The sequence below is a fragment of the Schumannella sp. 10F1B-5-1 genome (assembly GCF_006517535.1).
In the GTDB taxonomy this organism is placed as follows: Bacteria; Actinomycetota; Actinomycetes; order Actinomycetales; family Microbacteriaceae; genus Schumannella.
Window position 1 is genome coordinate 377,128 of record NZ_VHQH01000002.1, and the last position, 13,526, is coordinate 390,653.

The 13,526-nt window shown below is 72.0% G+C and carries 7 protein-coding genes and 2 tRNA genes; 5 read left to right on the forward strand and 4 right to left on the reverse strand.

All coding sequences use genetic code 11. The features are described from left to right. Positions 1–77: 77 nt before the first annotated feature. From FJ658_RS03250 to FJ658_RS03260, 3 genes are all read left to right on the forward strand, one after another. Entirely contained in the window at positions 78–938 is an 861-nt protein-coding gene (locus tag FJ658_RS03250) for a universal stress protein (protein ID WP_141143929.1), read from the forward strand. 426 nt (positions 939–1,364) lie between these two features. Beyond that, positions 1,365–3,224 carry a ParB-like protein gene (locus tag FJ658_RS03255; protein WP_141144010.1) on the forward strand — a complete coding sequence of 620 codons (1,860 nt, stop codon included), beginning with the start codon at positions 1,365–1,367 and terminating at the stop codon, positions 3,222–3,224. Positions 3,225–3,285: 61 nt separating this feature from the next. Next, positions 3,286–5,364 (forward strand): glycoside hydrolase family 13 protein, encoded by a 2,079-nt coding sequence (locus FJ658_RS03260; protein ID WP_141143930.1) that lies wholly within the window; start codon positions 3,286–3,288, stop codon positions 5,362–5,364. A 327-nt stretch (positions 5,365–5,691) separates the two neighbouring features. Here FJ658_RS03260 and treZ read toward each other — a convergent pair whose 3' ends face one another. The 4 genes from treZ to FJ658_RS03280 form a co-directional block, all read right to left on the reverse strand. Next, entirely contained in the window at positions 5,692–7,581 is a 1,890-nt protein-coding gene (gene treZ, locus FJ658_RS03265) for a malto-oligosyltrehalose trehalohydrolase (protein WP_141143931.1), read from the reverse strand. Position 7,582: 1 nt separating this feature from the next. Beyond that, a complete protein-coding gene (gene treY, locus FJ658_RS03270) occupies positions 7,583–10,000 on the reverse strand; it encodes a malto-oligosyltrehalose synthase (RefSeq protein ID WP_141143932.1) in 2,418 nt (805 codons plus the stop codon). After that, positions 9,997–12,411: a glycogen debranching protein GlgX gene (gene glgX, locus FJ658_RS03275; RefSeq protein WP_141143933.1), complete on the reverse strand. Its 2,415-nt coding sequence runs from the start codon at positions 12,409–12,411 to the stop codon at positions 9,997–9,999. Before glgX ends, treY begins: the two co-directional genes overlap by 4 nt. Positions 12,412–12,641: 230 nt before the next feature. Then, the gene (locus tag FJ658_RS03280; protein ID WP_141143934.1) at positions 12,642–13,001 is read right to left on the reverse strand and encodes a hypothetical protein; all 360 of its coding nucleotides are present in this window, start codon (positions 12,999–13,001) and stop codon (positions 12,642–12,644) included. A 240-nt stretch (positions 13,002–13,241) separates the two neighbouring features. On the opposite strand from FJ658_RS03280, the gene FJ658_RS03285 reads away from it, so the two are divergent. Together FJ658_RS03285 and FJ658_RS03290 are read left to right on the forward strand one after the other, a co-directional pair. Further along, positions 13,242–13,313, forward strand: a tRNA-Thr gene (locus FJ658_RS03285). 44 nt (positions 13,314–13,357) lie between these two features. Beyond that, positions 13,358–13,431, forward strand: a tRNA-Met gene (locus FJ658_RS03290). Positions 13,432–13,526: the final 95 nt, after the last annotated feature.

Below are 13,526 nucleotides of genomic sequence, written 5' to 3' on the forward strand. Positions count from 1 at the left end.
AGGGCTGTGCACGGGTGGCGGCGGCGCATCCCGAATCGCGGGAGGATTGAAGCCCGAGCGCAGAAGGAGCGACGTCGATGCGGTTCATCGTCGGCTACACCAGCACCCCGACGGGGCGCGACGCCCTCGCCCTCGGCGCGCGCCTGGCGAAAGCCGCGGATGCGCAGCTCGACCTCGTCCTCGTGCTGGGGCGATCGGAGGCCGTCGGCACCGCCGACTACCAGGCCAAGCTGCACGCGACGGCGGAGGGCTGGCTCGCCGAGGCCGCCGCAACCGTGCCCGGTGATGTGCGCATCCAGACGCACCTGATCGACGCCGAGTCGTTCGCCGAGGGACTGCTCGACGCCTCACGCGAGCTCGAAGCCCGCTTCCTGGTCATCGGCGCCGCGCACGGCGGACTGCTCGGCCGGGTCTCGACGGGCAGCGTCGCCGGAGCCCTGCTGCACTCGGCCGAGGTGCCCGTCGTGCTGGCTCCGTCGGGATGGGCCTCGCGCCCCTATGCCATGACCGTGCCGATCTCGCGGGTGAGCTGCGCCATCGGCACGCGCAGCGGCGCCCAGCACCTGCTCGAGGAGGCGATCGGCGTGACCCGGCGCCTGGGAGCGCCGCTGCGCCTGCTCTCGCTCGTCGCGCTCGACCGTGCCGGCAGCGTCGCCCCTCCCGAGGCCGTCGAGGCCGGTCGCGAGCACGCCGAGTCGCTGCTCGCCGCCGCGACCGAGGTGCTGCCGGCCGACATCGAGGTGAGCACCGAGGTCGCCGCCGCGCCCGGCGTCGAGGCGGCCGTCGCCTCGATCGACTGGGACCCCGACGAGGTCGTGCTGCTCGGTTCGAGCCGCCTCGCCTCGCCCAAGCGCCTGTTCCTCGGCGCCACCGCCGCGCAGATGCTGCGCGAGCTGCCGGTGCCGGTCGTCGTCGTGCCGAGCGCGCCCGCGAAGTAGAGGAGTCGACGGGAGCGCGACGCGCTTCCAGGGGTCCGTGCCGCGCGCCCGGGCCCACGAGACGCGCATCGTTCGCCCGGGTCGGCGTCGCATCCCGCGCGTCACTCGTCGAGGGTGGCCAGAGATGCCCGCGACGCGCCGCGCTGGGAGTGCATTCGTGGCCACCCTGGGCTGTGTGCTCGTCGAGGGTGGCCAGAGATGCACACGGCACGCCGCGGCGAGCGTGCATTCGTGGCCCATCGACGGCCGCCGCGCACCGCGCGTTCACCTGCGCGACACCTGCCGTGCGCACGGACTCGACAGGGTGACCGAGGGTCCGCCACCGCGTACGCGACGTGATCGCCGCGCTCGGCCGGACCCGCGCATCCCCGCCCAGTGACTCCGCGCCCCGTCGGAGTCCGGACCGAGAGAGACCCCGTGCTGCGTATGCTCATCCGCGCCGGCGGAGCCGCCGCGATCGCCACCGCCGTCGGCGGTGCCGCCCTGATCGCCCCGGCCCCCGCCCGTGCCGCCGAACCGATCGTCGACGACGTCCCCGCCGCATCCTGCGCCGCCGGCGGCGTCACCGACCCCTACCTGTGCGCGCCCGTCGGCGACCTGCTCGAGGTGCGCATCGGCGACGTGCACCCCACGCAGCCGTCGCTCGGCTACGACGAGGTGTTCTACAAGCTCGGCCGCTACGAGCAGGGCAAGGTCAGCCAGGACGAGGTCGGCAAGGGCTTCGGCGACTGGTGCGAGGCCAACGGGCAGACGGATGTCGTGTCGGCCCAGGCGGGCGCGACGATCCTCGACCCGAGCACCTTCGAGTGCGAGGTCCCGGTCGGCGACGAGACCGCCGACTCGATCGAGCCGATGAAGACGGTCGTGATCGGCCCCGGCGGCGTGCCCTACCTGACCGACGGGCACCACACCCTGACCAGCTTCGCCGAGACCCTCGGCGGCGGACTCGACGTGCACGTGCGCCTGCGCGTGCTCGGCAACCTCAGCGGACTCAGCGAGGCCGACTTCTGGCAGACCATGCAGACCAACAAGTGGGTCTGGCTGAGCGACGTGAACGGCGACCCGATCCAGCCGGTCGACCTGCCCTCGAGCGTCGGGCTCGCGAACTTCGACGACGACCCCTACCGCAGCATCCTCTACTTCGGTCGCGACATCGGCTACGTCGCCAACGGCGAGATCCCGTTCCAGGAGTTCTACTGGGGCGAGTGGCTGCGCGGCCGCACCGACATCGACGTGAAGAACTGGAACCAGGACGACCCCGCGGCCACGCTCGCGCTCGTGAAGAAGATCACGCAGGCGCAGGTCGCGCTCGGCGACGACCAGGTCGTGGCCGGCGGCTTCACCGCGAAGCAGCTCGGCAAGCTCGCCGCCTGGAACGACGGCAAGAAGGAGACCGGCGGCGAGTTCGGCAAGCTCTCGAAACCGTACAGCGACGACAAGCCCGGCAAGGTCGCGCACATGGCGAACTACCGTGCCTCGGCTCGCCCGCTGACCGTGCCGGCGACGCCGGCGACTCCGACCGCCGCGATCGGCCCCGAGGCGGCGTCGGATGTGCTCGTCACCTGGACCGCGCCCGCGACCGGACGCCCGGTCGGCTACACCGTCGTGCTCACCCCGACGGCGTCCGGTGCGCTGCCGCGCACCGTGCAGGTCGACGGGGATGCGACGAGCCAGCTGTTCGAGGGCGTCGCCCCCGGCGATTACACCGCCACGATCACCGCGTCGAACAAGGTCGGCGAGTCGGAGCAGTCGCCCGCCTCGGCGCCCGTGACGGTCGCCGAGGAGACGGACCCGACCGACCCGACCGATCCCTCTGACCCGGAGAACCCGGCCACGGGTGACGAGAAGCTCGTGATCTCGGGCTCGCTCACCGCCGGCGGATCGATCATCGTCGACGGCACCGGCTTCCGCGCCGGCGCGGTCGTCACGCTCGAGCTGCACTCCGACCCGGTCGTGCTCGGCTCGGCTATTGCGGACGACCAGGGCGCGCTGCGGCTCGCGGCGAGCATCCCGGCCTCGACGCCGGGCGGCGCCCACACGGTCGTCGCGCTGATCGACGGCGTGCAGGTCGCCGGCCAGGCCGTGCAGATCGCGGCGGCGCCCGGCGCCGGTGCGGGTGCTGCGGCATCCGACCCGTCGCTCGCGAACACGGGTGTCGACACCCTGCCGGCGGCTGCGCTCGCGGCGCTGACGCTCGCGGCCGGCGTGGTGCTGCTGCTCCTGCGTCAGCTGCGCCGCGGCGCGCGCCGTTCGGCCGCCGCCGACACCGCCGACAGCGAGGTCTGAGCACCGAGGCCGAGGCTGCTGCCGCCATCGGCGCGAAACGCGCGGGCGGTAGCCTCGGCCCATGCTCCAGCCGGCACTCGAACCGCACCACGACGGCTCACCGCTCTACGTCTCGAACGGGCATCCGCAGCTCGGCGAGGTCGTGCGGGTTCGGGTGCGCATCCCGCGGGCGTGGGGGGATGCGCGGCGCGTGCTGACCCGCTCGAACCCCGATCACGAGCCGCGGTACACCGAGGCGGAGATCGTGGCGGGCGGCGCGGCGGCGATCGGCACAGGCCGCGCATCCACTGACGCCGTCTGGTGGGAGGCCGACCTGACGGTCGAGAACCCGATCCACGGCTACCGCTTCCTCATCGAGCGCGCGGACGGCACCGCCTGGTGGCTGAGCGCGCGCGGGCTGTCGCGCACCGAGGCGCGCGACATGAACGACTTCCGGCTCGTGACCTATCCCGAGCCGCCGGAGTGGGGTCAGAGCACCGTGCTCTACCAGGTGTTCCCCGACCGCTTCGCGCGCAGCGAGCTGGCCGACCGGCGCGACCTGCCCGACTGGGCCGAGCCGGCCGCGTGGGGTGACGAGGTCATCCACGTGGGGCCCTCGACGGCGACGCAGTTCTTCGGCGGCGACCTCGACGGCGTGCGCGAGAAGCTCGACCACCTGGTCGGCCTCGGCGTGACGATGATCTACCTGACGCCCGTCTTCCCGGCGCGGTCGAACCACCGCTACGACGCCTGGTCGTTCGAGGAGGTCGACCCGCTGCTCGGCGGTGACGAGGCCCTCATCCGCCTGGTCGAGGCGGCGCACGAGCGCGGACTCAAGGTGATCGGCGACCTCACCAGCAACCACTCGGGGGATGCGCACGAGTGGTTCCGCGCCGCGCACGGGCAGCCCGGCGCGGCCGAGAGCGACTTCTACTACTGGCTCGACGACGAGCAGCAGGGCTACGTGTCGTGGCTGGGCGTGCCGAGCCTGCCGAAGCTGAACTGGCACTCGCACGAGCTGCGGCGACGCTTCATCGAGGGGCCGCGCTCCATCGTCGGGCGCTGGCTGGCCGAGCCGTACAGCCTCGACGGCTGGCGCATCGACGTCGCCAACATGACCGGGCGCTACCTCGACGACGACCTCAACCAGGAGGTGCGTCGCATCATCCGCCAGACGATGATCGACGTGAACCCCGACACCCTGCTACTCGGCGAGTCGACCAACGACGCCGCGAGCGACTTCACCGGCGACGCCTGGCACGGCGCCATGACCTACGCCAACTTCACGCGTCCGCTGTGGAATTGGCTGCGCGAGCCCGGCTCGCCCGCGCCCGGCGGCATCAACGTCACGCTCGGACGCACCGAGGACTTCAGCGGCCTCGAGTTCTGGGACCAGCACCGCCGCTTCACCGCCGAGCTCGCCTGGCGGGTGCGGCTGCACACCATGAACGCCCTCGACACGCACGACACCCCGCGCTTCCTCACGCACGCGCGGCCCGGAGCCGTGCCGGTCGCGTTCGGCCTCGCGGTCACGCTGCCCGGCATCCCGGTCGTGTTCGCGGGCGACGAGTTCGGGCTGGTCGGCGACGACGGGGAGCACTCGCGCACGCCGCTGCCGTGGTCTGACGTGGATGCTGCTGCCGACTCGATCTCGCTCTATTCGACGCTGATCGGGCTCAAGCGCGCGCATCCCGCTCTCAACGGCGGCGGGCTGCGCTGGCTGCACGTCGCCGACGACGCCCTCGTGTTCGTGCGCGAGGCGGCGGAGGAGACCGTGCTCGTGGTCGCGGCCCGGGCGGACGCGCGCGTGGAGCTCGGAGCGGGGGCGCTGCCGGGCGGGGTGGCGGCTGCGCTGCCGGATGAAGCGACGGCTGGGGCGGACGCCGTTGCAGATGAGGGCGGAGTTCGAGCCCCCAGCGAGCTCGATGCCCCCACCCATCCGAAACGCGGCACCGGCGTCGAGCGCATGTTCGGCGCGGCCGAGCTCGAGCTCGCGGACGACGGGAGCGCGCGCATCCACTCGATCGGCATGGCGTTCACGGCCTGGCGCCTGCCCGGTGTGGCGCTGCCGGACTTCCACCGTCCGGCCGACGACGCGGCCACGCTCGCCGGCTCGGGCGACGTGACTCCCGAGCTCGCGCCCGAGGTGTTCGAAGACTGACCCGGCGGTTGCCCTCCGTGGGTGGCCACGAACGTCCGCGACGCGCCGACGCGGGCGTGCGTTTGCGGCCACCCTCGAAGCGTGAGATGTCGAAGGTGGCCACGAATGCCCACGACACGCGGGTCGGGACGTGCGTCTGTGGCCACCCGTGTCGCGAGATGTGGCGAGTGCGGCCAGCAATGCTCGCGACTCGCCGTCGCGGGCGCGCGTCTGTGGCCACCGTCGAGCGCGACGCTCACGTGTGGGCCCTGCGTCGGGGTGGGCGGCGGCGCGCGGAGTTGCAACGCCCCGCGGCCTCGCCGGGACGCGCGGTCCTCCCCACCGTGCCTAGAGCGTCAGGCACAGGAGCGCGGCCGAGTCGGGCGGCAGCGTGATGACGCCCTCGGCGGGCGAGACGACGTCGTCGCTCGTGCGGAACAGCAGCTCATCGGCCGGCAGCGAGTAGTCGCCGAGGCCGAGGTTCACCGCGACGACGAGACCCCGGATGCGCACCGCGAGCGTGCGCGCCTGCTCGTCGACCGTGGCCGACAGCTCGTCGAATGTCGTCGACCCGAACTCGGGCAGCTCGTGCCGCAGGCGGATGAGCTCGCGGTGCAGCTCCAACAGGTCGCGGTGCTGCGGCGCATCCCGCTCGCTCCAGTCGAGCTTCGAGTTCGCGAACGTCGCGGGGTCCTGCGGGTCGGGCACGACGTCGGGGTCCCACCCCATCCGCTCGAATTCGGCGATGCGCCCCTCAGCGGTCGCGCGGCCGAGTTCGGGCTCGGGGTGCGAGGTGAAGAACTGCCAGGGCGTCGTCGCGCCCCACTCCTCGCCCATGAACAGCATCGGCGTGAACGGCGAGAGCAGGTTCAGCACGGCCGCGACGGCGAGGCGGCGCGGGGTGAGGGATGCGGTGAGCCGGTCGCCGGCGGCGCGGTTGCCGATCTGGTCGTGGTCTTGCGCGAAGGTCACGAGCGCCGAGGTCGGGGCGTCGCTGGGGATCGGCTTGCCGTGCTCGCGGTCGCGGAACGACGAGAAGGTGCCGTCGTGGAAGAAGCCGCGCGACGCGGCCTTCGCGAGCGCGCCGAGCGGGGCGAAGTCGGCGTAGTAGCCGTCGGTCTCGCCGGTCAGCGCGACGTGCACGGCGTGGTGGTAGTCGTCGCTCCACTGGGCGGTGAGGCCGTAGCCGGACGGCGCGGCTGTACCGGTCTCCCCGCCTGCCGAAGCGCCGCCCGCCGAAGCGTCGCCCGACGCGGAGTCGCTAGAGCCCGCATCCCGCGCCGTGAACATGACCGGGTCGTTGAGATCCGACTCGGCGATGAGCGTGATCGGGCGGCCGAGCGAGGCCGAGAGCTCGTCGCCGATCGCCCCGATCTCGGCGAGGATGTGCGGCTCGCGCTCGTCGAGCAGCGCGTGCACCGCATCCAGTCGCAGCCCGTCGACGCCGTACTCGGCGATCCAGAGGCGCACGTTGTCGAGGATGTAGTCGCGCACGGCCTGCTCGTCGAGGTTGACCGAGTCGCCCCAGGTGTTGCGCGAGCCGGTGCGCAGATACGGGCCGAAGCGCGGCAGGTAGTTGCCGCTCGGGCCGAGATGGTTGTAGACGACGTCCTGGATGACGGCGAGCCCGCGTTCGTGCGCCGCCGCGACGAAGCGGCGGTAGCCTTCGGGCCCGCCGATCGCCTCGTGCACCGTGTACCAGGCGACGCCGTCGTAGCCCCAGTTGTGCGTGCCGTTGACGCCGTTGACCGGCAGCAGCTCGACGAAGTCGATGCCGAGCTCGACGAGGTGGTCGAGTCGCTCGATCGCCGCGTCGAGCGTGCCCTCGGGCGTGTAGGTGCCGATGTGGAGCTCGTAGATCACGCCGCCGGCGAGGGCGCGACCGTGCCAGGGGTGTCCATCGGGGCCAGCGCCGGCGGGGCTGCCGCCCGCGGCGCCGGCGAGGGGATGCGCATCCACGACCTCGCTCGTGCCGTGCACGCCGTCCGGAAGCCGCCGCCCCCGCGGATCGGGCAGCGGCGTCGTGTCGTCGTCGAGCAGGAAGCCGTAGCGGGCGCCGACCGGGAGCGGGGCGCCGGTCCAGGCCCACCAGCCGTCGCCCTCGCTGCTCGGGCCCTCGCGCTCGAGGTCGCCGGCGTCCGCGCCGTCGAGGTGCAGCCGAACGCGCTCGGGGATCGGCGCCCAGACCCGCGGGCGGAACCCGTCAATCGTGCCGCTCTCGCCATCGATCTCGGGCATCTCAGTCCTCCTCGAGTCGGGTGAGCAGCGCGACGGGATAGGTGTCGAGCAGCTCGGCGACCGCGAGCTCGCCGCCCGGGACGATGCGCCCGGTCAGCACGTCGACGAAGGTCGAGTTCTCGACGATCACCGTCGTATCGCCCCAGCCGCCCGCGGCATCCAGCCCGAGCGGAAGCCGCGTCGCGATCGTGATCGCACCGCCCCGGTCGAAGCCGACGACGTGCGCGGCGGCCGTGCCGAGCGCGGGCAGCGCGGTGTAGCGCTCGAACAGCTCGGGGCGGTCGCGCCGCAGCCGCAGCGCGCGCGAGACGACGAGCAACTTGGCGGCGCCGCTCTCGTCGACCAGCGGCAGGGCCCCGGCGTCGATCGCGGCGAGCTGCGCGCGGCGCTCGCCGAAGTCGACCGGACGCCGGTTGTCCGGATCCACGAGCGAGCGCTCCCAGCCCTCGCTGCCCTGATAGACGTCGGGCACGCCCGGCGCGGTCAGCTGGATGAGCTTGGCGGCGAGCCCGTTCGCGTAGCCGGCGACGCGCATCCGCTCGACGATCTGCTCGACATCGGCGGCGACGGCCGCGTCGTCGAAGAGGTCGTCGATCAGGGCGTGCAGTCGCGACTCGAAGGTCTCGTCGGGGTCGTTCCAGCTGGTCGAGACGCCCGACTCGCGGGCCGCCTTCTCGGCGTAGCCGTGCAGCGCCTCGCGCTCGCGGGGCCACGCGCCGACGATCGACTCCCAGAGCAGGTTCTCGAGCGCGCCGTCGCCGAGCGCCCGCCGTTCGCGGCGGCGCGCGATGAACGCGGCCCACTCATCCGGGATCTCGCTGATCACGGTGATGCGCGCGCGGGTGTCCTCGCCGCGCTTCGTGTCATGCGTCGACAGCGTCGTCATGGATGCCGGGAAGGTCGCGAGGCGCGTCTGCTGCCGCCCGTGGAATTCGTCGACCCCGATCGAGAACTCGCTCGGATCGGCGCCGACCTCGGTCAGCGACGCGAGCCGCGAGGTGCGGTAGAACGCGGTGTCTTCGACGCCCTTCGCCATGACCATGCCCGAGGTCTGCTGGAAGCGCAGGGCGACGGGATGCGCGGGGTCGCCGAGCGCCGCGTGCAGCTCGTGGATCGGCGCCGCGAGGTCGGGGCGCCGCACGAGCGCCGCCTCGGCGGCCTCGTCGAGGTGCTCGGCGCCGAAGGGCAGGTAGCTGCGGTAGACGGGGAAGCAGGCCAGCAGCTCGGCCATCGCATCCACCAGCTGCTCGGGCTCGGCGCCGGGCGCGCCGTCGGGGCCGGCTCCGGCACCGGCCCCGCGCTCGGCGAGGTGCTCGCGCACGAGCCGCCGCACCTCCGAGCCGAGGATGCCATCGGCGATGCCGCGCTTGGTGGCGTGGATGAGGTCGGCCCAGGCGACGCTGCCGCCGCGCCGCAGCGACGCATCCAGCTTGTCGAGCGCCACCCGGCCGGCCGGGTCGACGAGCACGCGGTCGATCTCGGCGAGGGCGTCGTAGCCGGTCGTGCCGGCGGCCTTCCAGAACGGCGGCAGGCTCTCGCCGTGCTTGAGGATCTTCTCGACCAGCACGTAGGTGTCGTCGGTCGCGGCGGCGAGGTCGTCGAGGTAGCCGCCGGGATCGCGCAGGCCGTCGGGATGATCGACCCGGATGCCGTCGACGAGCCCCTCGCGCACCCAGCGCACGATCTCGACGTGCGAGTCGTCGAACACCTGGCGGTTCTCGACCGTCAGGGCGGCGAGCTCGTTGACGGCGAAGAAGCGCCGGTAGTTGAGGTCGGTGTCGGCGCGGCGCCAGTCCATGAGCTCGTAGTTCTGGCGGGCGACGATCGCGAGCAGTGCATCGGCATCGAGGGCGCCCGCGTCGAGCCCGGCCGCTCCGTCGAGGCTGCTCGGCGCGAGCGGGAAGCGGTGGTCCCAGTAGCGCAGCTCGGGCGTCGACTCGTTCGATCCCTCGGCCCCGCCCTCGATCCGCAGCGCGCCCGACGCGGCCGCCTCCTCGAGGGTCTCGCCGAGCACCGGGATGCGCAGCTTGCCGTCGCCGGCCTCCCAGTCGATGTCGAAGTGGCCGGCGAACGCCGAGTCGCGGCCGTGCGTCAGCACGTCCCACCACCACACGCTCTCAACCGGCTTCGACACCCCGACGTGGTTCGGCACGATGTCGACGAGCACGCCGAGTCCGTGGTCGCGGGCGGTCGCCGCGAGGGCGTCGAGCCCCTCAGCGCCGCCGCGCGACGCATCCACGATCGAATGGTCGACGACGTCGTAGCCGTGCATCGAGCCGGACGTCGAGGCGAGCAGCGGAGACAGGTAGAACCAGTCGGCGCCGAGGTCGCGCAGATAGCCGGCGAGCTCGGCCGCATCCGCGAGCGTGAACTCCGGCGAGATCTGGAGTCGGTACGTGGATGCGGGGATCCGGCTCATTTTTTCGACGCCTCCTCGGCGGTGTCGGCATCGGTGTCGAGTGCGTCGACGTCGGGCGCGGCGCCGGTGTCGAGTGCGTCGACGTCGGGCGCGGCGCCGGTGTCGGCGTCGTCCGTCTCAGCCGTAGCCTCGCTCGCATCCGCTCCCGTCGTCTGCGCCGACTCCTCCGCCACCTCCTCCGCGCTCGCCGCGGCCGAGTCGACCGAGGTCGTGCCGACGGCGGCCGATCCGCGCGACGCGTTCTCACGCTGGGCCGAGCGGCTCGACAGGGACGCGCTGACCGAGTCGTCGGCGGCAGGCTCGTCTTCGTGCTCCTGCAGCACGACGAGGGCGTGGGCGCCGAGGTCGAAGGTGTCGCCGGCGCGCAGCACGCCCCGGTCGACCCAGCCCTCGTGCCCGGCGGTGTCGACCACGACATCCCAGGCGCCCGCCTCGTCGCCGGGGATCGTGATCGTGACGGGCTCGGTGTGGGCCGAGAAGTAGACGAGGAAGCTGTCGTCGGTGATGCGCTGCCCGCGCTGGTCGACGCCGCGGATGCCCTGGCCGTTGAGGAAGACGCCGATCGTTCGACCGAAGCCGGCCGACCAGTCCTCGGGCGCCATGACGGTGCCGTCGGGCTTCAGCCACTCGACGTCGGGCAGGCGCTCGCCTTCGCCGCGGCGCACCGGACGCCCGTCGAAGAAGCGGCTGCGCCGGAAGGTGGGATGCTCGCGCCGCAGTCGCGCGAGGGCCGCCGTGAACTCGATCAGGGGCTCGTCGGCGTCGTCCCAGTGCACCCAGCTGAGCTCGCTGTCCTGCGCGTAGACGTTGTTGTTGCCGTCTTGCGTGCGCCCGAGCTCGTCGCCGTGGGCGATCATCGGCACGCCCTGGGCGAGCAGGAGGGTGGCGAGGAAGTTGCGCTGCTGCCGCGAGCGCAGCGCCAGCACGGTCGCATCCTCGGTGGGGCCCTCGACGCCGCAGTTCCAGGAGCGGTTGTCGCTCTCGCCGTCGCGCCCGTCTTCGCCGTTGGCGTCGTTGTGCTTGCCGTTGTAGCTGACCAGGTCGCGCAGGGTGAAGCCGTCGTGCGCGGTGTGGAAGTTGATGCTGGCGACCGGGCGCCGCCCATCCTGCTGGTAGAGGTCGGCGGAGCCGGTGATGCGCGAGGCGAACTCGCCCAGCGTGGCGGGCTCGCCGCGCCAGAAGTCGCGCACCGTGTCGCGGTACTTGCCGTTCCACTCGGTCCACTGCGGGGGGAAGTTGCCCACCTGGTATCCGCCGGGGCCGACATCCCAGGGCTCGGCGATCAGCTTCACCTGCGACACGATCGGGTCCTGCTGCACGAGCTCGAAGAACGCCGACAGGCGGTCGACCTCGTAGAACTCGCGGGCGAGGGTCGCGGCCAGGTCGAAGCGGAAGCCGTCGACGTGCATCTCGGTCACCCAGTAGCGCAGCGAGTCCATGATCAGCTGCAGTGTGTGCGGGTTGCCGACGTTGAGGCTGTTGCCGGTGCCCGTGTAGTCCATGTAGTACTGCGGGTCGTCTTCGACGAGGCGGTAGTAGGCGGGGTTGTCGATGCCGCGCATCGAGATCGTGGGGCCCTGGTGATTGCCCTCGGCGGTGTGGTTGTAGACCACGTCGAGGATCACCTCGATGCCCGCCTCGTGCAGCGAGCGCACCATCCCCTTGAACTCCTGCACCTGCTGGCCGAGGTCGCCCGACGAGCTGTAGCCGGCGTGCGGCGCGAAGAAGCCGATCGTGTTGTAGCCCCAGTAGTTGCTGAGCCCCTTCTGCTGCAGGGTGTCGTCGTTGACGAACTGGTGCACGGGCATCAGCTCGATCGCGGTCGCGCCGATGCGCTTCAGGTGGTCGATGACGGCGGGATGCGCGACCCCGCTGTAGGTGCCGCGCTGCTCTTCCGGCACGGCCGGGTGCAGGGCGGTGAGGCCCTTGACGTGGGCTTCGTAGATGACGCTCTCGGCGTAGGGGCGGCGGGGTCGCCGGTCGCCGGTCCAGTCGAAGAAGGGGTTGACGACGACGCCGAGCATCATGCTGGGCCCGGAGTCCTCGTCGTTGCGCTTCTCCGGCTCGCCGAAGGTGTACGAGAACATCGGCTGGCCCCAGGCGATGTCGCCGCAGGTCGCCTTGGCGTAGGGGTCGAGCAGCAGCTTGGTCGGGTTCGCGCGCAGGCCCTTCTCGGGATCCCACTCGCCGTGGACGCGGTAGCCGTAGCGCTGCCCCGGCTGCACCGTGGGCAGGTAGGCGTGCCAGACGTAGGCATCCACCTCGGTCAGCTCGACGCGCTCCTCACCGCCGTCGGCGTCGATGAGGCAGAGCTCGATCCTGTCGGCCGCTTCGCTGTAGATCGCGAAGTTGGTGCCGCTTCCGTCGAAGGTCGCACCCAGGGGGTAAGGGGTGCCGGGCCAGACCTGCATGAGGGCCTTCCGCTGTGGTGTGGGGCTCGAAGAGGTGGTGCGATTCCGTGCGCTTCACGCTACCGGCGGGGCGGCCGGCTCGGGAGTGCGGAAGGCGTGGATGTGCAGAGTTGAGGGTTGTGGAGAAGCGCGCGGAACGAGGCAGTGGCGCGGGGCGTCCGTGACGCTCGGGATGCGCATCCCGAGCGGGTCTCGAGTGACGCAGAATGCCCGATCGCAGCGCCCGCGAATCAGCCGGCGCGGCGGATCGACGACACGTTGTCGGGGATGTCGTCGCTCGCCTCGGCGAGCTCGCGCATGGCCGGCCCGAGCGCGTGGAACTGGCCGACCTCGACCGACCACGCGTAGACCGAGCCCTGCAGCGCGACCCACAGGGCGCCGGCGCCCTCGACGAAGCCGAGGATGCGATCGCCGCGCGACACCTGGTAGATGGTCGCGCTGATCGGCGTGACGACGGTGTCGCCGGCCGCGCCGAGCGAGGGGTGGGCGGGGATGTCGACGGGCACCGTGGCCGGGTGGGCGATGACCTCGGCGGTGCGGCCTGCGTCGTTCCGAGCGTCGATCGTCTCCGTGGTCTGCGTGGTCTTCATGTTGAGCCTCCCGATTGCTCGACGCCGTATTACTAGTCTGTCTAACTAGTTGGGCGGGAGCCCGGCAACCCCTGGACGTCGACCCTGGGCGAGCGCACAGGATGCCGACATCTGCCGGTCATCCCGCCGTCATCGCGGGTGGGCTCCGCCCTCGCTCGGGGGTGCGCATCCCGGTTCGAAACGGGCCGCGCGCGATGCTAGAGTGCTCTGGTGCCCGCGGCCATCAGGCCTCGAGTGCGCGCCCCGATAGCTCAGTGGTAGAGCACTTCCATGGTAAGGAAGGGGTCGTCAGTTCAATCCTGACTCGGGGCTCCGTCTACCGGCGCTGCACTCCACTGCTCGCGTCGGCAGACCCCGGCGGGGTAGCTCAGGTGGTTAGAGCACACGGCTCATAATCGTGGTGTCGCGGGTTCGAGTCCCGCCCTCGCTACTTCTCATTAGTTCCAGGCTTCCTGCGCCTGTTCGCCCGCGTCGTCGTGATCGATTGCGGTCCGTTTGGACACCAAATGGCCACGTCTGAAACGG

What these genes read in the sequence shown, in the direction of transcription:
- FJ658_RS03250 (WP_141143929.1), top strand. Translation starts at nt 78, where the DNA reads ATGCGGTTCATCGTCGGCTACACCAGCACCCCGACGGGGCGCGACGCC.
- FJ658_RS03260 (WP_141143930.1), top strand. Translation starts at nt 3,286, where the DNA reads ATGCTCCAGCCGGCACTCGAACCGCACCACGACGGCTCACCGCTCTAC.
- treY (WP_141143932.1), bottom strand. Translation starts at nt 10,000, where the DNA reads ATGAGCCGGATCCCCGCATCCACGTACCGACTCCAGATCTCGCCGGAG.
- FJ658_RS03255 (WP_141144010.1), top strand. Translation starts at nt 1,365, where the DNA reads ATGCTCATCCGCGCCGGCGGAGCCGCCGCGATCGCCACCGCCGTCGGC.
- glgX (WP_141143933.1), bottom strand. Translation starts at nt 12,411, where the DNA reads ATGCAGGTCTGGCCCGGCACCCCTTACCCCCTGGGTGCGACCTTCGAC.
- FJ658_RS03280 (WP_141143934.1), bottom strand. Translation starts at nt 13,001, where the DNA reads ATGAAGACCACGCAGACCACGGAGACGATCGACGCTCGGAACGACGCA.
- treZ (WP_141143931.1), bottom strand. Translation starts at nt 7,581, where the DNA reads ATGCCCGAGATCGATGGCGAGAGCGGCACGATTGACGGGTTCCGCCCG.